Raw genomic sequence first — 24396 nt, 5'->3', positions numbered from 1 at the left:
GGCAACTCGTCCGCGCGACTCCTGGCATGATGTCGCCATGGGTGACTGCATCGGGCCCGAACCCGCACCCCGAGCGCGGCGCTCAACGAACACGTCCATGTTGACGCTCGCGAAGGGAACTGCCGACAATCCCGGGCCCGATAGCCAACCGAAGAAAGCTCCGATGTCACCAACAGCCGATACGCCCGGTGCTCCGATGAAAGAACTCGCCGAGGCATGGGAACGCTTCTGCGACGAACTGAAGGCAGCCGGCCGCATCCCGCTGAACGCGGTGCTGCCCGGCAACGATCGCGATCGCGCCGCCGGCTTCCAGCAGCTCGCGCGCAACATCTCGCTGGCGCTGCAGTTCAATTACGAGTTCACGAATCCACGACTGCCCGAGTTCGCCCGCTATTTCGACCCGACACGCAAGCAGGGCGGTGACAACAGCGACTGTGTCTACATGGGTGCACAGATCAACGGCAGCGACACCTACCGCATCAGCGGCGACCGCGGCACGGCGCGCTATTTCTCGGTGGTCGTGGTGGAGGACGGCGACACGCCCTGGGGTGGACGCGTGGCCGGAACCTTGTTCGGGCACCAGATCGAAACCGCTGCCGACGGCAGCTTCGAACTGTTCCTTGGTCCCGAGCCACGGCCGGGCAACTGGCTGCAGACGACCGAGCGCTGCTTCCGGGTCACGATCCGCCAGTACTTCGCGGACTGGCTGCAGGAACGTCCGCTGCGCGCGCGCATCGATCGCATCAGCGGTCCCGACGAGGAGGCGCCGCTGCTGTCGCCGCACGCACTTGCCCGCGGGCTGTTGGACTCAGCCGACTGGCTGCAGCGCTCGGTCGCGTACTGGCCGTGGATGCTGGAGAAATGGCGCACCCAGCCGAATACGTTCCGCTCGTACTGGCAGCTCGAAGAGAACAGGATCGACGCAACACCGGGCGGTGACCCACTGGTGTGCCTCTGGCAACTACCCGAAGACGAAGCCCTGATCATTCGCGTACGCCCGCCGCAGTGCGTGTACTGGGGCGTGGAGTTCGGCAACTGCTGGTGGGAAACGGTCGATTACCGCTACCGGCTGTCGAACACGAACATGCACTATGCCGCGATCGAGGAAGACGGCGAACTGATCGTGGTAGTGGCCCACCATGACCCCGGGGTGCCCAACTGGCTCGATTGTGCCGGCTTCTCGATCGGCTACGTCACGTTCCGCTGGATGCTGTCTGCGGAACATCCGGTTCCGCAGTGCACGCAGGTGCCGCTGCAGGCGCTGTCCGACCACCTGCCGGCAGGAGTCAGACGCATCGACGCGGCGGGAAGGCGCGAACAGCTCGCCGAGCGGCGCCGTGGCGTGACCGCACGCTTCGGTTACTGAGCACCCCGCGCAGCACGCAAGGAGCGTCATCAATGGCAAGCGAATCCGCTTTCTGGACACCGCCGGTACGGCCCGAATGGCTGCAGCAGTTCAATGCCGAAGGCGAGCAGATGGGCATCCGCAACCTGGTGCCGCTCGATGCAGAGGAACTGATCGCGACCGCGCAGCGCAACACCGGTTGCAGCAACTTCGGCAGCGACGAATGGCGCGAGCCGTTCGAGGTGCTGCTGCGCGCGATCGACGAGGAGGCGCAACTGCACTTCTTCGGCCGGCTGATGACGCGCAGCGACATCCTGATCTGGTTGCAGGCACTGCTCGGCGTACAGGCGGCATTCGATGAACATCCCGCAATAGCCGATGAAGTCATCGACCAACCGGTGTTCATCGCGGGCCTGTCGCGATCCGGCACTTCGATCCTGTTCGAGCTGATGGCGCAGGATCCGCAGTTCCGCTCGCCGGCGCACTGGGAAATGATGTTTCCGTACCCACCGCCGACCACGGAAGGGCGACACGACGATCCGCGGATCGCGCGCTGCCAGCACCTGATCACGCAGTGGAACCGCGTCACACCGACGTACGCGACGATGCACGAGATGGACGCCCGCCTGCCGAACGAATGCATCATCGCGCAGGCCTGCACCTTCGTCAGCGAGCATATCCCGTTCCTGTTCCAGGTTCCTTCGTACATGGCCTGGCTCGGCACCACGGCCGACTGGGAATACCCGTACCGGTTCTACCGCCGCATGCTGCAGTTGTGGCAATGGAAATGCCCCGGGCGACACTGGCTGCTGAAGGCGCCATCGCACCTCAATTACCTGCCGGTCCTGTTCAAGGTATTCCCGGATGCGCGCGTGATCCTCACCCACCGCGACCCGTTGAAAGCGCAGGCCTCGGTGACGAACCTGGCCGGAACCTTCTACTGGATGCGCAGCGACAAGCCGCTCGATACGGCGGCATTCGAGGATCTGATGCTCCCCGAGCGGCTGGCGCAACGCCTCGATCGACTGATCGACTGGCTGGATCACGGCACGATTCCCGCTGCCCAATGCCACCGTTCGCTCTACGCCGATCTGATGCTCGATCCGATGCAGGCACTGACCCGCGTCTATGCGCAGTGCCACCTGGCTCTGGAACACGACGCGCGCCAACGCATCGCTGCCTACGTTGCCGCCAAACCCAAGGGCAAGTTCGGCACGCATGACTACCACAGCGTGGTAGGTACATCCGAAGAAGCCGCACTGCGTGCGCTGTTCCGTCGCTACCAGCAGCGTTTCGAGGTGCCCGACGAGCGTTGAGGAGCTGCCCTACGGTTTGCCGAGCACGGCACGCGTCGCGTGGCGCGTGAAATCGCTGGTACCGAGTTCCGCAACCGAACGCGCCTCCACCGCCAGCACGCTCGCGAGCTCGGCGTGCATCGCGAGATTCAGGTTCGTCTTCATGTGCGCCGCGGTCGCCGCGGGCAGCGCCAGCAGGCGCTCGAGCACGCGGTTGCGGGTCACATCGAGTTCTGCGCGCGGCACCAGCCAGTTCAGCAGCCCCAGCGCCAGCGCCCGCTCCGCGTCCACCGCTTCACTCATCCAGTACAGCTCGCGCGCCCTGGCCGGGCCGACCAAGTGCGTCAGGAAGTAACTGCCGCCGAAATCCCCCGAGATGCCGATGCGCGCGAACGCGGTCAGGAAGCGGGCGTTCGGCGTGCCGATGCGCAGATCGCAAGCGAGCGCGAGTGCCATGCCCGCACCGGCCGCCACACCGTCGAGCACCGCAAGCGTGGGCTTCGGCATCGTGTGCAACACGCGCGCGGACTGCGCCCAGTGCTCGATGTGACGCGCCAGCGCCTCGTGCCCGTCGAGGGCGCTGGTCGGGATGCCGCTGATGTCGCCACCGGCCGAGAAGGCGCGATCACCGGCACCGGTGAGCACGACCGCACGCACAGCGTCGTCGTGCCCGAGTCGCTCGAGCAGCGGCAGCAGCGCATCGAGCATCGTGACATCGAGTGCGTTACGGGACTGCTGGCGATCGAAGGTGATGGTCGCGACACCGTCATCGACCGCAAGCAGCAATGTGGCTGGAAGATGCATCGTATTCCGGACTCCTGATCATTGGTCGCGACTGAAACGGTGGCGCCATTGCTCGCGCACCTGGCGGCGCAGCAGCTTGCCGGCTTCGGTACGCGGCACGCTGTCCACGAAGACATACTCGCGCGGCTGCTGGTAGCGGGCAAGGCGCTCGCGCACATGAGCACGCAGCGCGTCCTCCACCGACTGACTGTCCGTCAGCACTCCGGCGCGTGGTATCACCAGCGCCAGCAGGCGTTCGCCCCATTCGGGGTCGGGTAGGCCGACCACGCAACAGTCGAGCACCTGCGCGTGTTCGAGCAACACGGCTTCGATCTGCGCCGGATAGACGTTGACGCCCCCCGAGATGACCAGATCGGCACGACGGTCGCACAGAAACAGGTAGCCGTCGGCGTCGAGGTAGCCGATATCGCCCAGCGTCGAGAGTTCTCCGCGATGCGCCGCGGCGGTCTTCTGCGGGTCGCCACGGTACGCAAAGCGCTGGCGTTCGTTGCGGAAATACACCATGCCCTCCACACCGGGCGGGCACGGTCGCCCGGCGTCGTCGAGGATATGAACGGCGCAGCCCGGCGTCGCACGCCCCACCGACCCGGGGTGTGCGAGCCAGTCGGTCGAGGCGATCGCAGTCGAACCCATGCCTTCGCTGCCGCCATAGAACTCGTAGAGCACCGGGCCCAGCCACTCGATCATGCGCCGCTTGATCTCTGGCGCGACCGGAGCCGCACCGTGAAACACCAGTTTCAGCGACGAGAGGTCGTAACGGCGGCGTACCTCATCCGGCAGCTTCAGCAGGCGCACGAAATGCGTGGGTACCAGGAAGGTGCTGTGCACACGCAGTTCGTCCACTGCACGCAGGAATTCCTCGGCGTCCCAGCGCTCGAGAATCGCCACCCGAGCGCCGAGCAGCGTCGCGCCCTCGCAGTAGCTGAGCGGCCCGGCGTGGTACAAGGGTCCGGCGACCAGATGCGTGCCCGGCGCCTCGCCGTGCAGGAACAGGTGCAGCATTTCCATGCTGCGCCGGCTCACCAGTCCCGGGGGTGCGGCGAGCGGCTCGCCGGCGCCCTCGATCACGACGCCCTTCGGCTGGCCGGTGGTGCCCGAGGTATAGAGCATCAGGTGGCCGGCACGCGGCGCATCCAGCGGCGCGTCGCTGTACGCCGCCATCTCGTCGAGGGGACGAAAGCCGGCGATGCCGGCCCCGGCTGCGAAGCTCCCGCGCGGATCGACCAGCGGCGCGAGCTCCAGCGCGGTAGCGCCGTACTGCGGGTGTGCGACCAGTGCCTGTGCACCCGAATTGCGCAGCACATACGCCGCATCGTCCGCCGGCAGGTTGTGATTCAGCGGTACCGCGGTACGGCCTGACCACGTAATCCCACGGTAACAGGCAAGAAACTCTGGAATGTTCGGCAACAGCAGCGCGACCACGGCGTCGCGTCCCACCCCGGCGGCGTCGAGCAATCGTGCGAAGCGCTGGCCTTCACGCTGGATCCACTCGTTGCCGGTCGCTGCGAGCATCATCCTCATCCCCGCTAAGGCTGTAGACAGTCAGGGTGGGCCCAGGGCGGGATTTGCGGCGGTGGCAGCGTGCCACGACCATCCAGCGTGCGCACCACAAGACCATGTCGCAGCGGAAAATGCAGGCTGTAGGCGATCTGCCCGGTACGTTCGCTGGCCGGCAGGTGGCATAGCGCCAGTGCGGTTTCGCTCAGGTACTCGACCGGCTCGGTGGGGTAGTCGGACGGGATGTGCGGGTCCGCGCCGGGAGTGGAAATCGCCGTGCTCGGGGCGACCACATTGACCGCGATATTGTCTGCCAGCAGCTCGGCCGCCAGCCCCTGCGTGAAGCGGTTCAACGCCGCCTTCAGCGCCCCGTATACCGCCGCACCACCGTAGCGCGCGTAGTCGTCGAAAGGACGCAACGGCGGCAGCGCGCTCACCGAACCCACATTCAGGATCCAGCCTGCACCGCGTGCGCGCAAACAAGGGATCGCGGCACGACTCAGCGCGAACGGCACCTGGAAATAATGATTCGCCAGTTGTGCGAACGCGGCATCGTTCATCTTCTCGACGAGCGCGTACTGCGCAAATCCGGCGTTGTTCACCAGAATGTCCAGACCGCCGACCGTCTGCACCACCTGCTCGATCAGTCCGTTGCGTTCCGTGACGTGGTCGAGGTCACAGCGCAGCGCGAGCGCGCGCCCGCCCGCGGCTTCGATCAGGGCGACCGTCTCGCGCAGCGTTCCCGGCGTCGGCGAGGATTCGACGCTGCGTGCCGTCACCACCACGAACGCTCCGGCGCTTGCGAGGCGCTGCGCGATCGCCCGGCCGATGCCACGGCTGGCACCGGTGACCAACGCGATACGCCCTGCGAGCGACGGGTCGGCGCTCATCGGTCATCTCCTTGCCGTGGGTGAGGGTATGCCGCATGTGCGGACGAACGATGCGAGCAGGCGCCATTATGACGCAGGATCGGCTCCCGTCGCGCACCCCTCGCCGGTGGCACCCGGGGTTATGCTGTCCGCGCTCGCCAACGTCTGCTGCAGGAGGACTGCCCATGAACCATCCGGCATTTTTCGACCAGGTACGCCGCATCCGGGTGTGCGATCCACTCGCCGAACTGCTCGGCAGTTGTGAGGGCGGATTCATCGAATACGGCTACGTGGATGCCGTGCGGCTCGCCGGACACTCGTGTCCGACGGTTGCCGGCGCGTATCTGGTCACGCTGCGCGCGCTGGCGCGTCTGTTTCCCACGGGTCCCGCGGAGCGCGGTGGCGTACGCGTGCATTTGCGCGACGGCATCGGGGAAGGCGTCACCGGCGTGATCGCAAACGTGGTGGGCATGCTCACCGGTGCGGCTGGCGAAGGTGGGTTCAAGGGACTCGCCGGCCGCTTCGAGCGCCGCGACCTGCTGCACTTCGACGCCGGGATTCCCGCCTCGATCCGCTTCGAGCGCACGCGAGACGGTCAGGCGGTCGATGCCGACTTCCACCCCGAGCACATTGCAGCGCCGGCGCGCATGCGCGAACTGCTGGGGCGAGTCGTCAGCGGCACGGCGAGCGCCAGCGAGCAACATGAATTCGGCGTGCTGTGGCAGGAACGCGTGCGCCGTATCCTGATCGACGGGGTGGACGACGACGCCCTCGTCGTGCTGAGCGGACCGCACTGAATCCCCCACGCTCGACCAGGCGCGCAGAAAGTCGAAGTTTCCGCTGGCAGATCATCAAGTTGTCTATTACTCTTCATGTCGATAACGAACTGGCAAGGGGTCGGCGGCATGACAGGCGACAGCAAGGCATCGTTCGCACGGGTCGCAGGTCTGCTCTGGGCGCTGCTGGGAGCGACGTGCGCGCTGGCACAGCCCTACGGGCCTGACCCGCAGCGGCTGCACCTGGAGTCCGACAAGGCGGTGGTATTCGACGCGCGCACGGGGCAGATCCTGTACGCGAAGAACGCCGAACGCAGGGCACCGATCGCATCGATCACGAAGCTGATGACAGCGATGGTCGTGCTCGACGCGAAGCTGCCGATGGACGAGATGCTGACGATCTCGAAGGACGACATCGATCGCCTGAAGGGCACCTACTCCCGCCTGCAGATCGGCACCCGGCAGTCGCGCGCGGAGATGCTGCGCCTGGCACTGATGTCTTCGGAAAACCGCGCGGCCTCGGCGCTCGGGCGTCATTACCCGGGCGGACGTGGCGCGTTCATCGCCCAGATGAACCACAAGGCTGCGGCACTGCGCATGCAGCACACGCATTTCACGGACAGCACCGGGCTGTCGAGCCAGAACGTCTCCTCGGCCGGCGACCTCGTGAAGATGGCGCAGGCGGCGAGCCAGTACGCACTGATCCGCGAGTACACCACGACGGCAGAACGCACGGTGAGCTTCCCGCAGCCGCGCTACTCGCTCGGCTTCGTGAACACCAACCGGCTGGTACGCGGTGGCTCCTGGGACATCGAACTCAGCAAGACGGGCTTCACGAACGAAGCCGGCCGCTGCCTGGTCATGAAGGCGCGCATCGAGAACCGTCCGCTGGTGATGATCTTGCTCGATGCACAGGGCAAGCTGACTCCGGTGGGCGACGCGACGCGCATCCGGCAATGGCTGGAGCGCAGCAACTACGCAGCCAACGTGCGGCGGGGGACCACCTCGGCCTGAGCAACGCACGAGGTCGCACACTCAGATCGTGAGATCGGCGTGCGACTCCATCCGCTGCAGTTCCCACAGGCGCCGGTAGAGCCCGCCGCGCGCGATCAGTTGCGCGTGCGATCCGCGTTCCTGGATGCGCCCGCCGGCCAGTACCAGAATCTCGTCCACTTCACGCAGTGTCGACAGGCGGTGAGCGATCACCACCATTGAAACGCTTCCTTCCAGGGCATGCAGCGCCTGCTGCAGCGCCTCTTCGGTGGCGCTGTCCACGCTTGCGGTGGCCTCGTCGAGGATCAGCAGGGCCGGCTCGCGCAGCAGGGCACGCGCAAGAATGACCTGCTGGCGCTGGCCAGCCGACAAGGCGGTGCCTCGCTCGCCGACCCCGGTCTGCAGGCCGCGCTCGAGTCCGTCGACGAAGGCACCCAGACCGGCACGACGCGCTGCCGCTTCGACGCGAGAGGCGTTCGCGTCAAAGCCGAAATCGATGTTCTCGGCCATGCTGCCGGCGAGCAGGAACGGATCCTGCGGGACGTAGGCGACGAGGCGACCGAAGGTATGGTCGTCGATCGCATCCAGCGCCACCCCGCCGAGCGTGATGCTGCCGTGCTGCGGCTGGTGGAAACGCAGCAACAGGCCGGCGAGCGTGCTCTTGCCGCTGCCGGTTGCACCGACCAGCGCCAGTGAGCGCCCCGGCGCCAGCTCGAAGTCGATGCGCTGCAGCACCGGCGGGCCATCGGGATATGCGAATCCCACCCCTTCGGCGCGCAGTCGCGTATCCGCAGGCAGCGGCCCGCTCGCCAGCGGCTGGCGAGCATCGTCGCGATCGACCAGTTCGAACACGCGTGCTGCCGAGACCATCGCGCTCTGGAACATGCCGAGCCGGTGCGCCACGTCGATCACCGGTTCGGCGAGGCGTGCCAGGTAGTTCACGAACACGTAGATCACACCGATCTCGAGCACACCACCGAGTGCTTCACTGCCGAACCACAGCACCAACGCCGCCGTGCACAGCATCAGCAGCAGGTCGACCAGTGGCCGCAGCATCATCGCGTCGAGCCTGAGCGAGGCCATGCGCGCGTGGTAGTGCTCGCCGCACTGGGCCGCGAAGCGCTGATCGAAGTGCTGCGCCCGACGCGTGAGCTGGATTGCACGCACGCCGCCGATCGACTCCGACAGCGCACCGTTGATCGTCGCCAGGGCCTGGCGCACACGGCGAAAGCGTGCCCCGCTCAGGCGCTGGTAGGTCCACATCACTCCTGCTGCAGCCGGCAGGAAGGCGAGGCACGGAATCGCCAGTCGCCAGTCGAGCAGCAGCATCGCCGCGGCCATCCCGATCACGCGTGCGCCATTGGCCACCACCACGCCGAGCACGTTGAGGTAGAAGTCCTTCACCGCCTCGGTATCGTTCGTCAGCCGCGACACCACCGAGCCCACCGGAGTGCGATCGAACCATGTGACAGGAAGCCGCAGCGTGGTAGTGAATGCCCGCTCACGCAGTCGCAGCACGGCGTCGAGCGCAATCCGTGCGAGTTGCACGCCCTGCGCGTAGCCAGCCACCGCGGCCACGCACTGCAACCCCACATACGCCGCAGCCAACTGCAGCACCGGTCGCAACGGATACTCACCGGTCTGCACATGGGCGTCGATGAACGTGCGGATCAGCAGCGGGCCGCCGACTTCCGCTGCAGCGGCAAGCAGCACCAGCAGCACGGCATTCGTGAATGCGCGCCGGTCACGGGTGGCAAGAGCGAGCAGGCGCGGCAATACCCGTGGCCGGCTCATGCAATACCGCCCGCAGCGGCCGCCAACTGCTGATAGCGCCAGGTCTGTGCATACCAACCGCCACCGGCCAGCAGCGCGGCGTGCGTGCCCCGCTCGGCCACGTGCCCCTCGCGCAGCACCAGAATCTCGTCGGCAGACTGCACCGTGGAGAGCCGGTGGCTTACGATCACTCGACTCAAATGCCGTGTATCACGTTCGAGCGCCGCCAGGATGCGGTGCTCGGTCTCGGCGTCCACCGCCGACAGCGCATCGTCGAGCAGCAGGATGCGCGCCTCCCCGAGCAGCGCACGTGCCAGACACAAACGCTGACGCTGGCCGCCAGAGAGCGTGATGCCTCGCTCGCCGACCTCGGTGGCCAGACCCTGCGGCCATTGCGCGATGTCGTTGCCGAGCGCTGCAGTGTCGAGCACTCTCGCGATGGCCTGCTCGCTGGCGTCCGGGCGTGCGAGCAGCAGGTTCTCGCGCAGTGTGGCCGAGAACAGCACCGGCTCCTGCATCACGAACGCAATTGCCGCACGCAGCGCATCGAGTCGGTACTCTGCAAGCGCCCTGCCACCGAGGTGAACGCTTACTTGCGGCGCCTCGTAGAAACGTGCAAGCAGAGCCAGCAGGGTGGATTTGCCGCTACCGGTGGGGCCGACGACTCCCAGCGTCCGTCCCGGCTCGAGCACGAAGCTCAGGTCGGCAAGCGCGGGCTGCACACGCCCCGGATAGCCGAACTCGCGCACCACGACCTCGAGACGCTGCCCGCTGACCGTCTCCAGCGTGCCCGTATCGGGCACTGCGGACGGTGTGTGCAGAAACTCGTCGATGCGCGCCCATGCCGCGCTGCCGCGCTGTACCAGGTTCGCCATCCAGCCGAACGCGAACATCGGCCACACGAGCTGGCCGAGGTAGAGCGTGAAGCTGGTGAGCTGGCCGATCGTCAGACGATCGAGCTCGATCATCCAGGCACCGGCACCGAGCGTGATCAGGAACGAAGTGCCGACGGTCAGATAGATGACCGGATCGTAGCGTGCGTCGATCCGCGCCACCTCGAGGCTGGCCGCCGCAGCCTCGACCGAGGCGCCGGCGAAGAGGCGCTCGGCGTGGGCCTCGGCACCGAGCCCGCGCAGCGCGCGCAACCCGGCGACACTCTCCTGCGTCACCGTGTTCAGGCGGCTGAAGGCCGCCTGCGCGCCATCGAAGTGCTCCAGCAGTTGCACTCCCAGTCGCCACAGCGCCCAGCCCATCAGTGGCCACGGCGCGAGTGCCATCGCGGTGAGCCAACCGCTCAACCCGAACACCATCACGCCGAGCACGAGCAGACCCGTCACCAGCCCATCGAATATCGACAGCACCGCCTCGCCGGCGCTCATCTCCACCGCCTGCACATCGTTGGTGGCACGCGCCATCAGGTCACCCGCCGCAAATGCAGCCAGTGCTGCCGGCGACAGCGTGCACAGATGAGCGTGGATACGCTGGCGCAACTGGCGTCCAAGCGTGTAGGAGGCGCCGAACAGGATTTGCCGCCACAGGAAGCGCAACACGTAGACGCCGAGCGCGATGGCGACCAGCGCTCCCGCGTAGCGCCACAGACCGTGCGCATCCAGGGTGCCGGCCACGATGCCGTCGACCACGCTACCGAGGATCGCCGGTGGCAGCAGGTTCAGCACCGCGACGCCGGCAAGCATCAGACACGCGACCGCATAACGACGCCAGTGGGCGCGGAAGAATGCGCGCAAATGCCAGAAGATCTTCATCCTGGCACGATAACCGACTCGACCGTCGCGAAGGAATCGGACCGCCGGACACGTCTCAAGGCATCGGTACGGGCGCGAGTGATGGGCAGCCATGGACGATGGCAGCGGCAGGGACACATCGGCGAACATGGCGGCAATCCCACCTTCACGGGGAATGCTGGACCCCCCGGCAGGCGAACCATCGGGGAGCAACGTGAGCGCCAGCGCGCAGACGACGGACGAGGCACTCGTAGGCGCGTTGGCCAAGCGTGATGCGCGAGCGCTTGCCGAACTGGTACGACGTCATGGCGGCTGGGCAGCGCGTTTTGCAACCCGCCTCACCGGCAGCCCGGAAACGGCCGAAGAGGTGGTGCAGAACGCGTTCCTGCGCCTGTGGAACGGCGCGCAGGACTGGCAGGGACGCGCACGCTTCACGACCTGGTTCTACCGGGTGGTGCACAACCTCGCCATCGACGAATTGCGCCGCAGACGCCGGACTCACGACGCACTCGACGACACGCTGCAGGACCCGGCGCCCACGCCGGTCGAGCGACTCGAAAGCGAGCGTCGCTCGGCACGCGTGCAGGCCGCACTCTCTGCGCTGCCGCAACGCCAGCGTACCGCGCTGGTTCTCAGTCACTACGAAGGCCTGCCGCAGGCCGAAGCCGCGGCGATCATGGGCATCAGCGAAGGGGCGCTCGAATCGCTGCTTTCGCGCGGACGTGCGGCACTGCGCGAACGGCTGCGCAGTGAACTGCACTAGGAGGACGCATGAGCATCGGGCGCTTCACTGAACTCGCGCTGGCGCATGGCGCCACGCGCACACGCTGGCCGCAACACGAGCGCGTGCTCTACGACCGTTTCGCCGCAACTCCCGACGGCATGGCGATCCTGGCCGACGCCGAGCGCGTGGACCTGTTCCTCGACGCGTGGCAACCCCAAGCGGATGACGCCGCTCGCGTGGAGCGCATCATGGACGCTGCACGCGCGAGCGGTGCCGCACCGGGTACCGAAACGATGCCGGTGCCCGTGTTCGCATCGTCGCGGCCACGCTACGCAGCGTGGCTGTCGACCGGCTTTCTGGCCTCGGCGCTGCTGGGCTTCGTGCTCGGCTTCGCGCAGATCGATACCGTCGACGATGGCCCCGCGTACACCGAACTGCTGCTGGGCAACCCCAGCGCGCTGGAGGAATCACTGTGAACACGATGCAGAAACTGACACGCCCGGCCGTGCTCGGGACGCTGCTCGCGGTGTCCGTCGCCGGGAATCTGTTCCTCGGCGGTGTGCTTGCCGGGCGCGTGGGCGCACGTGCAATGCACCCGCCGGCATTCGAACGCGAGGTCGACGCACGGCTGGGATTCGTTTCCTGGCCACGACGGCTGGAGTTGCGCAAGCGCCTGCTGCCGCCGGAGGCGGAGATGCGTCGTCAGCATCGCGAAATGCACGCGCTGCGCATGGCGCTGGCCGAGGAGCTGGCACGCGAACAGCCGCGACGCGGGCAACTGGAGCAGGCACTCACTGCGCTGCGCGAACACGGCCTGGCGTTGCAGCAGCAGTTGCACCAGCGTTTCGTCGATACGGCACTCGAACTGCCGGCGGCCGAACGGCGCGCGATGATGGATGCGCTGCTGCAATCGCCGCGCGGACCTGACGCACGAGGACGCTTCGACGGCAGACATCACCGGCGGCACTCGGCAGACGGCGACGCACAGACAACGCCGCCTGCTGCGGGGCCGTCCTAGGAATCCACCTCGACCGTGCGGAACCTGAGCAGACTGATCTGCTCGTCCACGTCCTCGAAACCCGCCTCCACCGGCATGCCTTCGTGCAGGCGTTCCGGCGGGCAATCGATGCTGCCGACGACGCGAAAGCCCTCTTCCATCTCCACCAGCACGGCGGCATAGGGAATCTCATCTGCAAACCAGGGGTGCGACGCCCGATGTACCGTTACCCAGCTGTACACCTTGCCGCGCCCGCTCGAACGGCGCCAGCCGCGCTCGAGTGAACGGCAGTGCGGACAGGCCGGTTGCGGCGGGAATATACAGCGCTTGCAGGCGGGGCACTCCTGTACCAGCAATTCATGGCGGCGCAATCCTTCCCACCACGGCAGATGGTCTGGATCGATCTGCGGCAACGGACGAGGTACGGACGGGTTCATGACGAGTCACCTCGAGAGGATGAGCGCGCTGGTCGGCGCGCCCCAACCGCTGGTCACCAGCGAAAACTCCACGTCCTCGACCTGCGCGGTCGAGGTGCCACGGATCTGGCGCACGCCTTCGAGGATCAGGTTCCAGCCGTGGATATAACCTTCCGACAACAGGCCGCCGGCCGTATTCAGCGGCAGCTCGCCGCCAAGCCTGATCCGCCCGTCCCCCACGAAGGCAGCCGCCTCGCCCTTGCCGCAGAAACCGTAGTCCTCGAGCGAGGTGAGCACCAGCGGCGCGAAGTGGTCATAGATCTGCGCCACGTCGATATGGCGCGGCGTCAGGCCACTCGTCTGCCACAGCCTGGCTGCCGTCGCTACCGCCTCGTCACCTGTGGTCAGCGAGTCGCGGTAGTAGTTCGTCTGGTACCAGATCGGAAATCCCGTGGCCTGGACGGCAGCCTGAATGAACGCCGGCGTCGCTTGCAACGACCGGGCCCGTTCGGCCGAAGTCACCACGTACGCCACGGCACCGTCGGTTTCCAGGCAGTAGTCGAAACGGCACAGCGGCTCGGCAAGCATCGGCGCCGCCAGGTAGTCCTCGCGCGACAACGGCTTGCGATATTGCATCGCCCGCGGATTGCGGTTGGCATGTGCGCGGAAGCTGACCGGTACCTCGGCCCACTGTTCGCGGGTGTCGCCAAACTCGATCATGCGTCGACGCGCGTGCATCGCGGTCCATTCACCGGGAACGACCAGGCCGTACGGCGCATGCAGCCCGTGCACCCAGGGAAATGCTGCCTGCACCTCGGGGCTGCCGTAGCGGTGTCCCGAGCGTTCGTTCAACGAACGGTAGGCCAGTACATACTGGCACGCCCCCGAGGCCACCATCATCGCGGCGTGCGCGGTGACACCGCACGGTGAGCCGCCCCCGTGCGGAATCGTGGCGTAGGAGGCGATGTTGCGCAGCCCCAGCGCGTTGACGAGGTCGAGCTGGTTGGTGTCGTCGTAGTCGGAGCCGACCAGTCCGTCGATCTCGTCGGCAGAGACGCCCGCGTCGGCGAGTGCCGCCAGCACGGCCTCGACGGCGAGTCGGCGTTCGCTGCGTCCCGAATCCCGTGAGAACTCGGTCGCACCGATGCCGACGATGGCTGCCTTGCGTTGCAGATCCATGCGCTCGGCTCCGATCAGCGTGACGCGTCGTAACCCGCGCCGGTGCCGGCACGGTAGCGAAACACGGTACGGCTGTCGGTGATGCACAGATCGCCGTTCTGGTTGCGGAAGAACGCCTTGACCGTGACCTGGTGTCCAACACCGACACGGAAGGTCTTCGGCACGATCGACTCCAGCCGCTCCTGCTTGAACACACGGTCACCGGAACGCAACGGTGCAAAGCACTCGATCTCGTAATTGGTCGCCAGCAAGCGGTTACCCGGCAAAGGCACCGTCATGAAGAAAGTGCCGGCTTCGGGTTTCTGCTCCATCCACTGCGGACGCCACACCTTGTGCTCGCTGGTCAGCACGATCACCCCCCACGGCGCGATGCGAGCACCCCAGCGTGTCTGGCGACCAAACTCCTCGCTCCAGTACAGCGGGTTCGGATCCTGGATGCCTTCGGCGAAATGCTCGATGTGCTCGACGTCGATCGGGTAGGGCTGCTCGATCGATTCGGATTCGCGCCCGACCCACTGCACGCCTTCTTCTTCGCTGCCGATGCGGTAGACGTAGCCCGCTGGATCGGTCTCATAAACTGCATTGCTCATGCGCTTCTCCTCAGGCAGCAAGCACGACGACGGCGGTGCCGACGGTGACCTTGTCGGCGTCCTGCTTGTCGAGCCAGATATCCAGGTCGATCAGCCTTTCGCCGTCCTCGATCCGCTTGCCGGTCACGACGCCACGTGCGTGCACCGTATCGAAACGCACGATGGGACGCCCCATGCGGTAACGGATGCGTCGTGGAATGGCGTTCGGGCCCGCCCAGGCACAGAGCAAGCGCTGGAACATGCCGTGCTGCCAGGTCGCATTCATGAAGATGTCCGGCAACCCCTGGTCGCGGGCATATTCGACATCGTGGTGCGCCGGATACCAGTCATGGTGCGACGACGCGATGAAGATGAATTGCGTGTGGCTCAGCGGCCCGATGCTGATCGCGGGAATCTCCTGCCCGACTTCGACCGCGTCGTAGCGGGTGTCAATCACGGGTGGCAGTGGCATGCGGCTCTCCTAGCTCAGAGCGATTGCGTGTTTTTCATCCAGTTGCAACGGATCCTTGTCGAGGATTTCGCTGGCGACGATCTTCTCGTGGTACTGGCAATTGCCGAGCGTCTGCTGCAACTGCTTTGCCCAACGAAGGTAGGGGGTGGTGCGCGCATCGACCGTGGCGCCAAGCCCGCCGTGAAGCTGGGTGGCAAGCTGCGTTGCCTCGACGGCGGAATAGCCGACGAAAGCCTTCGCCGTGGACACTGCCTCCCGACTCGGCAACTCGTTGTCGATCAGCCAGGCGGCGTAATAGCTCAGGTACTCGCCCATCACATTCTTTGCCCACGCCGTGGCCAGGTAGTTCTGGATCGCCTGGAAGGCTCCGATCGGCTGGCCGAACTGCACACGCTCCTTCGAATACTGCAGCCCGAGCTCGTGTGCGCCCTCTGCGATGCCGGTCATGTAGCCGCACACGATCGCGGTTGCCGCCTGGATCACCGGATCGACGATCTCCCAGCCATGATCGACACGCCCGATGACATCGCTGGCAGCGACCCTGACGTCCTTCAGCAGGACCTTGGCCTGCGGCTGCAGGGCCAGGGTGCGCAGCGGCACGTACTCGATGCCCGGCGCCTTCGCATCGACGAGGAAGACCGTCAATCCGGACTCTGGACCATCCGACTCGCTGGTGCGCGCGACGACCACCATGCGGTTCGCCTGTTCGGCGAATTCGACGAAATGCTTGCTGCCGTTCAGCACGTAGTCGTCACCGACACGTCGTGCGCTGGTGCGCACGGTTGCGGCATCGGGTTGTGCGCTGGATTCGCCGAGGGCGAAGGACAGCAGCAGATTGCCCGCCGCGATTCCGGGAAGGATCTGCTGCTTCTGCCGCTCGCTGCCGCCGTGCAATATCGTGCAGCCCGCGAGCAATACCGTGGAGATGAACGGGCTCGGCAGGGCCACCCGTCCCATTTCCTTCATCAGCAGCGTGAGGTCGAGCGTGCCGAAGCCCATCCCACCGTGGCTTTCGGGGAAAATGGCGCCGGTCCAGCCCATTTCGGCCATCTGTTTCCAGACCGGCACGGAATAGCCCATCGGGAGCTTCTCCCATGCACGCACGGTATCGAGCGGGCACGCGGCCTGGAGGAATTCGCGGGCCACATCGACCATCATCTGCTGCTCGTCGCTGAGCTTGACGTCCACCGGTGTCCTCCGCCCGTTCAGTTGGACCAGCGCGGCAGGCCGAGGCCCTGCTGCGCGATGATCTTGCGGTTGAGATCCATGCCGCCGCCGCCCGACAGCTCGTGCCCGGCCCAACCGTATTCGGCCGCCCACCAGCCATCGAGTGGCGCATCCGGGCTGTCTGCGGTCAGCAATCCGTGCGAACGCATGATGTCGAGGGCGAGTGTCGCCTTCTCCCAGCTCAGCATCGCCCGATACATCTTGCAGGCGGCGGCCTCGAGCGTGGGAACGTAGTTCTTGTCGGCCGCGCGGGCACCAGCAACGAGCTGCAGCATCTTCCCGCCGGCGATCTTCACGTGCATGTTCGCGAGCGACTGGCGCACCACCGGATCGACCGCCAGCGCCTCTCCATCCATCTCGGCGGTGCGCACCCACTGCACCAGCCTTTCGAAAGGTTCGCTGACTGCCTTGAAGTTGATCATCGTCATGCGTTCACGCGACAGGGCCTCCATCAGGTAGCGCCAGCCGTTGCCGCGCGCGCCGACGAGGTAGCGCTTGGGTACACGCACTTCGTCAAGGTAGACCTCGCAGGTCTGGATGCCGTTCATCATCTCGAACACCTGGATCGTGATGCCCGGCAGGTCGGATTTCATCAACAGGATGCTGAGACCCTGGTGGCGTGCCGTACCCGGCTCGGATCGAACCAGTGTCCACATGTAGTCGGAAGTATCTGCGCAGGTGATGAATCGCTTGTGTCCGCTGACGATGAAATCATCCCCATCGTCCACGGCGCGCGTGCGGATACCGGCGATGTCGTTGCCGGCGTCGGGCTCGCTGTAGGCAATCGCAAAGCGGATGTCGACGTTCAGCATCTGTGGCAGGAACTCCTTCTTGAGCTCCTCGGATCCGACCTGCAGCAGCGTGTTGCCGATGATGCCGACGAGATAGGTGATCGTGAGCGCAACGCCCTCGAAATCCGCGTGGTGCAGCTCGTCGATCAGGATGTACTCGGACATCGGCACACGCTCTTCACCGCGACCCCCGTACTCCCTGGGAAACACGGCACCCAGCCAGCCCTTCGCGGCCATCTTCTTCAGGAATTCCATTTCCAGCGGTACGTGTTCGGCATGAATCTCGTGGTAGCCGGCAAGTGCACGCGGGCAGTGATCGGCGATGAAGCGGCGCACCTCCAGTCGAAACTGCTGCTCCTCCGGTGTAAAGCGGAAATCCATGCCTTTTGCCTCTCCATGTGGCGACGAGTGCGGGGCGCGACCGACTCGCTCGATTCCGCGCGGATCGAAGCCTAGCGAACACCGGAATAATCGTCAAGAATCTTGACGTATTGGCAATTCGAACCGCCTGTCGACTGGTCTGGATCGTGACGAAGGACACAACACGCCGCCGTCGGCATGAATGCCGACCTACGCCCAAACCAGGCCACGCGCGCCTGGATACGACGAGATCGTGGAGGTCCGCGCGTTCGCGGACAGCAACCAGGCCACGCGCGCCTGGATACGACCCTCGTACGGGCGAGCCGCCGCTCGCCCCTACGATCAGGTTCGCGCTCGCATGGCTACGAGACCCTGTCGGCATGAACCGGGTGTCGCAGAACATTACGAGGCGTGTGTCACGCGCCGGTCATGTCGATGCTCGGAGGGCCTTCGCAACAGCCTCTGAAGCCGACCTGCGCCCAGGTCGGGTCCGCGCGTGCCTGGATACGACGCGCGCGGTGACGACCCTGCGTCAGCACCGAGGGCGTGATGCTGCGATGGTGGCGACGCAGGGCCACCCGGGCTCAGCGAATCGTCAGCGTCTTGCGCACCCAGCCGCTGCCCATGCTGCCCTCGACCTTCAGATAGCCGGATTTCTCCTGCCCCATGTAGACCAGTTCATCGGACTTGCGCAGCACGGCAACCACCTTGGCGCCGTCGGCGGGCTGTGCGACGAGCTTCACGTTGTCGATCTTCGGATAGATCACGTCACCCTCGTTTGCCCCGACGCCGGCCTGCGTGCTGCCGCCGGCGGCAGCCTCCTGCCCCAGCGTGCCGACGTTGCGGCGCAGGTTCGGATCGCCTTCGATGACACCGACGATATTGTTGTAGTTGTCCGCGAGGCTCGCTGCGATGACCTTGCCTTCGGCCGTGCTGGCATAACCACCGAGACCGCCGACACCGCCACCACCGCCCATGAACGCACCGAGCCCGAGGTCAGCCTTGCGTGCACTGCCCTCGGCTGCCGCGACCTGCACACCGGAGCGTGCATCGGCGACCAGCATGCTGGTCTGCGCCTCCTTGAACTTGAGTCCGCCGACCAGACCACCGATCAGAGCCGCCTTGCCACCCAGCAGACCGCCGATCGCACCGCCGACCGCACCGGCGTTGTTATCGGAAAACACCACGGACGGCGTCAGCAGGAAATCGGCAGCGACCATTTGCCCCTGACCGATGTTCGAGCGCGAGCGCAGTTGTCCGGAGTCCGCCAGCGCGCGCTCCTGCATCATGTTCTGCATGCCCACGCCGCGTTCGACGACGATGAAGCAGTTCGACTGCTGGATCATCAGGCGGATCAGGCTGGTCGGTGACTGCAGGCTGAAGCGCGCGAGCGATGCCATCACGTAATCCTGCGGTTCGACGACCGCAATGGCGCCGAGCGGCTGCGCGCACTTGCGCAGACCGGTGTCGCCCTGCGATCCCTGGGTGCCTGCCGCGCCCTGCACCACGCTGCCTCCCTTGCCCTGTTTCATGTCGGTGACGCCGGCCGTCAACGACGCAGCGGATAAGGTCAGGGTTGCGGCGAGAACACAGTGCACCAGTCCTGCACGGTGGTAGATGGCCATCTTCGAATGCTCCTGTTGTGGTTGCCCGGTGCGCAGTCTGCGACGCGGTCAGAATCGCGGTCAACAGGCGCGTGCACTGCCCGGATGCCAATCGCATTGGCGGGACCGCAGAGGGTGTCGCAAAACATCGCCAGGCATGGTGGCGACGCGAATGCCGGCTCAGCGCCGCAGCAGGTTCAGGATCACGGTCAGCACGAGGCTCACGAGCAGCATCGAGGTGATCGGAATGAAGACCCGCGTGCGGCCACTGCGCAGGTCGAGATCGCCGGGCAGCTTGCCGAACCACCCGAGCAGCCACGGTGCGTATTGCATCGCGATCCCGAGCACCAGCAGCGCCATCCCGGCGACGATCAACCAGCGCGCCATGCGCGCACCCCGAACGCGTCGCGAGCTGCCTTACAGCACCTCGAACAGGCCTGCTGCACCCATGCCGCCACCAACACACATCGTCACCACGACGTACTTCACGCCGCGACGCTTGCCCTCGCGCAGTGCGTGTCCGACCATGCGCGCGCCGCTCATGCCGTACGGGTGACCGATCGAGATCGCTCCGCCGTTCACGTTGAGGCGCTCGTTCGGGATGCCGAGCCGGTCACGGCAGTAGAGCACCTGCACTGCGAAGGCTTCGTTCAGCTCCCACAGCCCGATGTCGTCCATCTTCAGGCCATGCTGCTTCAGCAGCTTCGGCACCGCGAACACCGGTCCGATGCCCATCTCGTCAGGCTCGCAGCCGGCGACTGCGATGCCGCGGTAGAGTCCCATCGGCTGGATGCCGCGCCGCGCTGCCAGCGTCCCATCCATGACCACGCAGGCTGCGGCCCCGTCGGAGAGCTGGCTGGCGTTGCCGGCTGTGATGCAACCACCCTCCACCACCGGCTTCAGACTGCGCAGCCCATCCAGCGTGGTATCGGCGCGGTTGCCTTCATCGAGCGCCAGCGTGACGTTCTTGTGGCTCACCTCGCCGGTGTTCTTGTCCTTCACCGCGACGCTCGTCGTGACCTCGATGATCTCGTCGGCGAACAGTCCGGCCTTCTGGGCCGCTGCGGTGCGCTGCTGGCTCTGCAGCGCGTACTCATCCTGCTGCTCGCGCGAAACGCCATAGCGCTTCGCGACCACCTCGGCAGTCTGCAGCATCTGCATATAGGCGTTCGGGTGCAGCGCCTTCAGGCGCGGATCGACGCGGCGGTACATGTTCTGGTGTTCGTTCTGCACCAGACTGATGTGCTCGAGCCCACCGCCGACCACGATCTGCATGCCGTCACACAGGATCTGCTTCGCCGCGGTGGCTATCGCCATCATGCCGGAGGAGCACTGACGGTCGATCGTCATGCCGCTGACCGTCACCGGCAAGCCTGCGGAGAGTGCCGACATGCGTCCTATGTTGAGGCTGGTGGTGCCCTGCGGCATCGCACAGCCCATGATCACATCGTCCACCTCTGCCGGATCCACGCCGGTGCGCTCCACTGCGGCGCGCACCGCCATGCCGCCCATGGTCGGCGCCTCGGTATCGTTGAACAGGCCACGGAAGGCCTTGCCGAGCGGTGTACGTGCGCTTGCTACGATGACTGCGTCTGTCATGTTCCTGCTTCTCCGTGCTGATCAGATGACGATGCCCGCGGCCTGCGCCGCGGCACGAACGAACTTGAGGCTTTGCTGGAAACCCTGGCGGAATTCCTGCTCGCCGCTGCGATCCTCGATCGCGGCGAGTCGTGCCAGCACATTGTCCGGTGTCTGCTCTTCGGGCGCCAGATGTACGCCAAGGGTTTCATAAATATGGACGCTCGCATAGCCACCTGCACCGGCCGACAGGATCATGCGGTTCGGTGATCGCTCGGCGCACAGCGCCAGCACACCCGCCGTGACCGCCTCCGGTGTCAGCAGCTCGAAGGCCTGCTGATCGAGCAGCCCTTCGGTCAGGCGAGTGCCAGCCACCGGCGCCACGCAATTGACGCGGATACCGTGTTTCTCGCCCTCCATCACCAGCGTGTTCATCAGCCCGACCAGCGCCATCTTCGCGGCAGCATAATTGCTCTGACCGAAATTCCCGTACAGACCGCTCGACGAGACCGTCATCACGATGCGCCCGTACTGCTGTGCCCGCATCGCCTCCCACACGGCCGCCGTGCAGTGCACCGCGCCCAGCAGGTGCACCTCGACGACGGCACGGAAATCGTCGATGTCGGTCTTTGCAAAACTCCTGTCGCGCAGGATGCCGGCATTGTTGATCAGGATGTCGACGCGACCCCAGGCGTCGAGTGCCTGGCGTATCATCGCATCGACTTCGCCACGCTCGGTGACACTGGCGCCACTCGCGATCGCCTCACCGCCCGCAGCGCGGATCTCTGCTGCCACCGCTTCCGCGACCGTCCCCGACCGACCGCTGCCATCGCTGGCCCCGCCTGCATCGTTCACCACCACCTTCGCCCCGCGCGCTGCCAGCGCAAGGGCGTGCGAGCGCCCCAGTCCGGCGCCGGCTCCGGTCACGATCGCCACCCTGCCATCGAAACATACGCTCATGCAGTGACTCCTTGCATACGACGATCCGTTTGCGCGTACCACGGCATCCTTCAGTAGCCGGCCAGTGTCGCGTAGCGGTCGGTGTGGTAATAGCTGTCACCGAACAACTGCCGCAAGGTTGCCGCCCGCTTCATGAACAGGCCGATGTCGATCGCATCCGTCATGCCGATGCCACCGTGCATCTGCACCGCCTCGTTGACCGCGAGCGTGGCGGCATCGCCTGCCTTGACCTTCGCCACGCTGGCAAGCGCGGCCAGCCGCAGCTCACCGGCATCGGCCGCGCGCAGCGCACGCAGCACCGCCGAGCGCGCCAGTTCGATCTCGCAGAACAGTTGCGCAGCACGATGCTGCAGTGCCTGGAACTCGCCGATGGCACGGCCGAACTGGCGCCGCTGCTTCAGGTACTCGATCGTGCGGGCGAAGGCTTCACCGGCGATGCCGAGCTGCTCGGCGCCAGCGCAGACGCGTGCGACGTCGAGCGTGTATTCCAGCGCGGGCCATGCCTGCCCCGGTTCGCCCAGCAGTGCGTCGGCACCTACACGCACGCCGGCGAAGTGCAGAGTCGCCGCGTTGCGGCTGTCGAGCAGCCGCGTGCGTACGACGTGCAGACCCGGGATCTGACGCGCCACGGCGAACACCGACAAACCCGCCGTTCCGCTTGAAGCCAGGTCGCTGCGAGCGACGACGAGCAACAGATCCGCCACGTGAGCGTCGATGACGAAGCACTTCTCGCCGTCGAGGCGAAAGCCACCGCCATCGGCGGTCGCGCTCAGCTCGATCGCACTCGGGTCGTGGCGCGCCCGCTCGTCGATGGCCAGCGCACACAGCCGCTCTCCGGCGGCAAGCGCGGGCAACAGTTGCTGTCGTTGCCGTGCCGACGCCAGGCGCCCGATCAGCGTGGCAGCGACGATCGCGGTCGCAAACAGCGGCGAGGCGGCCAGCGTGCGTCCGCAGTGCTCGCTGAGGATGCCGGCACCGGCGTACGTGAAGCCGAGTCCCCCGTATCGTTCGTCGACGAGCAGCCCTGCCCAGCCGAGCGCGACCATCTGGCGCCACAAGGCGCGCGAGAATCCATCGGGGTCGTGCGTGTCGCGCAACCGGCGCAGCTCCCTGGGTCCCGCGTGTTCGCTCAGAAACGCGCCCGCCTCCTTGTCGAGCAGGCGTTCGTCTTCGTCGTATACCAGCGGCGCGATCTCCGAGCTCATGCCGGCAACCCCAGAAGCCGCTTGGCAATGATGTTCAACTGGATCTCCGAAGTACCGCCCTCGATCGATGAGCCCTTGCTGCGCAGCCAGCCGCGCGCGAGCGCGCCTTCGCTGAAGCGTTGCCCCTCCCAGCCGAGTGCTTCGGCTCCGCCGACGGCCATCAACAGTTCATGACGCTGCCTGTTCAGCTCGGTGCCCTGGTACTTCAGCAGCGACGAAGCGGCGCCGGTACCAAACCCTGCCTTCGCTTCATCGACCACACGCTCCAGCGTGGAGGCAAACGCCTCGGAGTCGATCGCCAGTCGTGCAAGGTCGTGGCGAAGACCAGGATCAGCGAGCCGGCCGTGGCTCAGCCCGATGCGCTCGCACGCGATCTCGGCCACGCTGGCCTGCCCGGCGCCACCTGCGCCGAACAGTCCGCTGATCATCTCGCGCTCATGCGTCAGCAGGTACTTGGCGATATCCCAACCCTTGTTCACCTCGCCGACAAGCTGGTGCTTCGGCACACGAACGTCGTCGAAGAAGGTCTCGCAGAAAGGAGAGCTGCCGCTGATCAGCGTGATCGGCCGGGTACTGACCCCCGGCGACTCCATGTCGAACAGCAGGAAACCGATGCCTTCGTGCTTTGCGGCCAGCGGATCGGTGCGAACCAGGCAGAAGATCCAGTCGGCCTGGTCGGCGTACGAAGTCCAGATTTTCTGGCCGTTTACCCGGTAATGGTCGCCGCGGTCTTCGGCACGCGTCTGCAGGCTCGCGAGGTCCGACCCCGCGCCAGGCTCGCTGTAGCCCTGGCACCAGCGGATCTCGCCACGCACGATCGGGGGCAGGAAACGCCTCTTCTGCTCGTCACTGCCGAAACGCAACAACGCCGGTCCGAGCATCGAAAGGCCAAAGCTGGCAAGCGGCGGGCGGGCGTGGACACGGGCAAGCTCCTCGCGCAGCACTTTCGCCTGCGCGTGATCGAGCCCGCCGCCAGCGTATTCGCGCGGCCACTCGGGAGCGGTCCAGCCTCGCTCCGCCATACGTTCGAGCCATATGCGCTGGTCCTCACTGGCAAACACCCAGCGCCGCCCACCCCAACACACCGTTTCCTCGGACGACTGCCCCTGGCGGGGCATCCCGCGCATCGACTGCGGACAGTTCAGCTCCAGCCAGGCACGCACTTCGCTACGGAAAGGGTCGGGATCGTTCACGTCGAAGCCTTCTCCAGTCAGGTGGCC

24 protein-coding genes are annotated in these 24396 nt (G+C 66.1%); 7 read left to right on the top strand and 17 right to left on the bottom strand.

What is annotated here, in order from left to right; all coding sequences use genetic code 11:
- Nucleotides 1–196: 196 nt before the first annotated feature.
- Together H7A12_10305 and H7A12_10300 are read left to right on the top strand one after the other, a co-directional pair.
- Nucleotides 197–1366: a DUF1214 domain-containing protein gene (locus tag H7A12_10305; protein ID MCP5321202.1), complete on the top strand. Its 1170-nt coding sequence runs from the start codon at nt 197–199 to the stop codon at nt 1364–1366.
- 32 nt (nt 1367–1398) lie between these two features.
- Nucleotides 1399–2661, top strand: a complete 1263-nt coding sequence (locus tag H7A12_10300) for a sulfotransferase (protein ID MCP5321201.1) — start codon at nt 1399–1401, stop codon at nt 2659–2661.
- Nucleotides 2662–2670: 9 nt separating this feature from the next.
- On the opposite strand, the gene H7A12_10295 is transcribed toward H7A12_10300, so the two are convergent.
- From H7A12_10295 to H7A12_10285, 3 genes are read right to left on the bottom strand one after another with little or no spacing between them, the layout of a single operon-like run.
- The gene (locus tag H7A12_10295; GenBank protein MCP5321200.1) at nt 2671–3444 is read right to left on the bottom strand and encodes an enoyl-CoA hydratase/isomerase family protein; all 774 of its coding nucleotides are present in this window, start codon (nt 3442–3444) and stop codon (nt 2671–2673) included.
- An 18-nt stretch (nt 3445–3462) separates the two neighbouring features.
- On the bottom strand, nt 3463–4956 hold the full coding sequence (locus H7A12_10290; protein MCP5321199.1) for an AMP-binding protein: 1494 nt from the start codon (nt 4954–4956) through the stop codon (nt 3463–3465).
- A 14-nt stretch (nt 4957–4970) separates the two neighbouring features.
- A complete protein-coding gene (locus tag H7A12_10285) occupies nt 4971–5831 on the bottom strand; it encodes an SDR family NAD(P)-dependent oxidoreductase (protein MCP5321198.1) in 861 nt (286 codons plus the stop codon).
- A 164-nt stretch (nt 5832–5995) separates the two neighbouring features.
- Here H7A12_10285 and H7A12_10280 point away from each other — a divergent pair, with 164 nt between their 5' ends.
- The gene (locus tag H7A12_10280; protein MCP5321197.1) at nt 5996–6607 is read left to right on the top strand and encodes a hypothetical protein; all 612 of its coding nucleotides are present in this window, start codon (nt 5996–5998) and stop codon (nt 6605–6607) included.
- Nucleotides 6608–6715: 108 nt separating this feature from the next.
- Complete coding sequence (gene pbpG, locus H7A12_10275) at nt 6716–7600, top strand: D-alanyl-D-alanine endopeptidase (GenBank protein MCP5321196.1); 885 nt, start codon at nt 6716–6718, stop codon at nt 7598–7600.
- Between the two features lie 21 nt (nt 7601–7621).
- Here pbpG and H7A12_10270 read toward each other — a convergent pair whose 3' ends face one another.
- Entirely contained in the window at nt 7622–9373 is a 1752-nt protein-coding gene (locus H7A12_10270; protein ID MCP5321195.1) for an ATP-binding cassette domain-containing protein, read from the bottom strand.
- Nucleotides 9370–11115, bottom strand: coding sequence for an ATP-binding cassette domain-containing protein (locus H7A12_10265; protein ID MCP5321194.1), 1746 nt, complete (start codon nt 11113–11115; stop codon nt 9370–9372). Before H7A12_10265 ends, H7A12_10270 begins: the two co-directional genes overlap by 4 nt.
- 154 nt (nt 11116–11269) lie before the next feature.
- Here H7A12_10265 and H7A12_10260 point away from each other — a divergent pair, with 154 nt between their 5' ends.
- Genes H7A12_10260 through H7A12_10250 form a run of 3 tightly spaced genes read left to right on the top strand, consistent with a single transcriptional unit; the run spans nt 11270 to nt 12836 of the window.
- Nucleotides 11270–11857, top strand: a complete 588-nt coding sequence (locus H7A12_10260; GenBank protein MCP5321193.1) for a sigma-70 family RNA polymerase sigma factor — start codon at nt 11270–11272, stop codon at nt 11855–11857.
- Nucleotides 11858–11865: 8 nt separating this feature from the next.
- A complete protein-coding gene (locus H7A12_10255; protein MCP5321192.1) occupies nt 11866–12294 on the top strand; it encodes a hypothetical protein in 429 nt (142 codons plus the stop codon).
- Nucleotides 12291–12836 (top strand): periplasmic heavy metal sensor, encoded by a 546-nt coding sequence (locus H7A12_10250; GenBank protein MCP5321191.1) that lies wholly within the window; start codon nt 12291–12293, stop codon nt 12834–12836. Before H7A12_10255 ends, H7A12_10250 begins: the two co-directional genes overlap by 4 nt.
- Here the strand turns inward: H7A12_10250 and H7A12_10245 are convergent.
- From H7A12_10245 to H7A12_10190, 12 genes are all read right to left on the bottom strand, one after another.
- Nucleotides 12833–13252, bottom strand: coding sequence for an OB-fold domain-containing protein (locus tag H7A12_10245; protein ID MCP5321190.1), 420 nt, complete (start codon nt 13250–13252; stop codon nt 12833–12835). The genes H7A12_10250 and H7A12_10245 overlap by 4 nt on opposite strands.
- 6 nt (nt 13253–13258) lie before the next feature.
- On the bottom strand, nt 13259–14410 hold the full coding sequence (locus tag H7A12_10240; protein ID MCP5321189.1) for a lipid-transfer protein: 1152 nt from the start codon (nt 14408–14410) through the stop codon (nt 13259–13261).
- Nucleotides 14411–14424: 14 nt separating this feature from the next.
- Entirely contained in the window at nt 14425–15000 is a 576-nt protein-coding gene (locus H7A12_10235) for a MaoC family dehydratase N-terminal domain-containing protein (GenBank protein ID MCP5321188.1), read from the bottom strand.
- A gap of 10 nt (nt 15001–15010) precedes the next feature.
- Entirely contained in the window at nt 15011–15451 is a 441-nt protein-coding gene (locus H7A12_10230; protein ID MCP5321187.1) for an acyl dehydratase, read from the bottom strand.
- Between the two features lie 9 nt (nt 15452–15460).
- Nucleotides 15461–16639 (bottom strand): acyl-CoA/acyl-ACP dehydrogenase, encoded by a 1179-nt coding sequence (locus tag H7A12_10225; GenBank protein MCP5321186.1) that lies wholly within the window; start codon nt 16637–16639, stop codon nt 15461–15463.
- A gap of 17 nt (nt 16640–16656) precedes the next feature.
- Complete coding sequence (locus tag H7A12_10220) at nt 16657–17850, bottom strand: acyl-CoA dehydrogenase family protein (protein MCP5321185.1); 1194 nt, start codon at nt 17848–17850, stop codon at nt 16657–16659.
- Nucleotides 17851–18413: 563 nt separating this feature from the next.
- Nucleotides 18414–19454, bottom strand: coding sequence for a peptidoglycan-binding protein (locus tag H7A12_10215; GenBank protein MCP5321184.1), 1041 nt, complete (start codon nt 19452–19454; stop codon nt 18414–18416).
- A gap of 159 nt (nt 19455–19613) precedes the next feature.
- Nucleotides 19614–19820, bottom strand: coding sequence for a DUF2905 domain-containing protein (locus H7A12_10210; GenBank protein ID MCP5321183.1), 207 nt, complete (start codon nt 19818–19820; stop codon nt 19614–19616).
- A gap of 30 nt (nt 19821–19850) precedes the next feature.
- Complete coding sequence (locus H7A12_10205) at nt 19851–21032, bottom strand: acetyl-CoA C-acyltransferase (protein ID MCP5321182.1); 1182 nt, start codon at nt 21030–21032, stop codon at nt 19851–19853.
- A 21-nt stretch (nt 21033–21053) separates the two neighbouring features.
- The gene (locus H7A12_10200) at nt 21054–21971 is read right to left on the bottom strand and encodes an SDR family NAD(P)-dependent oxidoreductase (GenBank protein MCP5321181.1); all 918 of its coding nucleotides are present in this window, start codon (nt 21969–21971) and stop codon (nt 21054–21056) included.
- A 50-nt stretch (nt 21972–22021) separates the two neighbouring features.
- Nucleotides 22022–23176: an acyl-CoA dehydrogenase family protein gene (locus H7A12_10195; protein ID MCP5321180.1), complete on the bottom strand. Its 1155-nt coding sequence runs from the start codon at nt 23174–23176 to the stop codon at nt 22022–22024.
- Nucleotides 23173–24369, bottom strand: coding sequence for an acyl-CoA dehydrogenase family protein (locus H7A12_10190; protein MCP5321179.1), 1197 nt, complete (start codon nt 24367–24369; stop codon nt 23173–23175). Before H7A12_10190 ends, H7A12_10195 begins: the two co-directional genes overlap by 4 nt.
- Nucleotides 24370–24396 lie beyond the last annotated feature (27 nt).

The sequence above is a fragment of the Pseudomonadales bacterium genome (assembly GCA_024234165.1).
Taxonomy (GTDB): Bacteria; Pseudomonadota; Gammaproteobacteria; order Pseudomonadales; family UBA5518; genus UBA5518.
Note: the sequence above shows the minus strand (reverse complement) of the source record. Positions and strands in the feature narration are given on the sequence as shown.

What these genes read in the sequence shown, in the direction of transcription:
- H7A12_10305 (MCP5321202.1), top strand. Translation starts at nt 197, where the DNA reads ATGAAAGAACTCGCCGAGGCATGGGAACGCTTCTGCGACGAACTGAAG.
- H7A12_10300 (MCP5321201.1), top strand. Translation starts at nt 1,399, where the DNA reads ATGGCAAGCGAATCCGCTTTCTGGACACCGCCGGTACGGCCCGAATGG.
- H7A12_10295 (MCP5321200.1), bottom strand. Translation starts at nt 3,444, where the DNA reads ATGCATCTTCCAGCCACATTGCTGCTTGCGGTCGATGACGGTGTCGCG.
- H7A12_10290 (MCP5321199.1), bottom strand. Translation starts at nt 4,956, where the DNA reads ATGCTCGCAGCGACCGGCAACGAGTGGATCCAGCGTGAAGGCCAGCGC.
- H7A12_10285 (MCP5321198.1), bottom strand. Translation starts at nt 5,831, where the DNA reads ATGAGCGCCGACCCGTCGCTCGCAGGGCGTATCGCGTTGGTCACCGGT.
- H7A12_10280 (MCP5321197.1), top strand. Translation starts at nt 5,996, where the DNA reads ATGAACCATCCGGCATTTTTCGACCAGGTACGCCGCATCCGGGTGTGC.
- pbpG (MCP5321196.1), top strand. Translation starts at nt 6,716, where the DNA reads ATGACAGGCGACAGCAAGGCATCGTTCGCACGGGTCGCAGGTCTGCTC.
- H7A12_10270 (MCP5321195.1), bottom strand. Translation starts at nt 9,373, where the DNA reads ATGAGCCGGCCACGGGTATTGCCGCGCCTGCTCGCTCTTGCCACCCGT.
- H7A12_10265 (MCP5321194.1), bottom strand. Translation starts at nt 11,115, where the DNA reads ATGAAGATCTTCTGGCATTTGCGCGCATTCTTCCGCGCCCACTGGCGT.
- H7A12_10260 (MCP5321193.1), top strand. Translation starts at nt 11,270, where the DNA reads ATGCTGGACCCCCCGGCAGGCGAACCATCGGGGAGCAACGTGAGCGCC.
- H7A12_10255 (MCP5321192.1), top strand. Translation starts at nt 11,866, where the DNA reads ATGAGCATCGGGCGCTTCACTGAACTCGCGCTGGCGCATGGCGCCACG.
- H7A12_10245 (MCP5321190.1), bottom strand. Translation starts at nt 13,252, where the DNA reads ATGAACCCGTCCGTACCTCGTCCGTTGCCGCAGATCGATCCAGACCAT.
- H7A12_10240 (MCP5321189.1), bottom strand. Translation starts at nt 14,410, where the DNA reads ATGGATCTGCAACGCAAGGCAGCCATCGTCGGCATCGGTGCGACCGAG.
- H7A12_10235 (MCP5321188.1), bottom strand. Translation starts at nt 15,000, where the DNA reads ATGAGCAATGCAGTTTATGAGACCGATCCAGCGGGCTACGTCTACCGC.
- H7A12_10230 (MCP5321187.1), bottom strand. Translation starts at nt 15,451, where the DNA reads ATGCCACTGCCACCCGTGATTGACACCCGCTACGACGCGGTCGAAGTC.
- H7A12_10220 (MCP5321185.1), bottom strand. Translation starts at nt 17,850, where the DNA reads ATGGATTTCCGCTTTACACCGGAGGAGCAGCAGTTTCGACTGGAGGTG.
- H7A12_10215 (MCP5321184.1), bottom strand. Translation starts at nt 19,454, where the DNA reads ATGGCCATCTACCACCGTGCAGGACTGGTGCACTGTGTTCTCGCCGCA.
- H7A12_10210 (MCP5321183.1), bottom strand. Translation starts at nt 19,820, where the DNA reads ATGGCGCGCTGGTTGATCGTCGCCGGGATGGCGCTGCTGGTGCTCGGG.
- H7A12_10205 (MCP5321182.1), bottom strand. Translation starts at nt 21,032, where the DNA reads ATGACAGACGCAGTCATCGTAGCAAGCGCACGTACACCGCTCGGCAAG.
- H7A12_10200 (MCP5321181.1), bottom strand. Translation starts at nt 21,971, where the DNA reads ATGAGCGTATGTTTCGATGGCAGGGTGGCGATCGTGACCGGAGCCGGC.
- H7A12_10195 (MCP5321180.1), bottom strand. Translation starts at nt 23,176, where the DNA reads ATGAGCTCGGAGATCGCGCCGCTGGTATACGACGAAGACGAACGCCTG.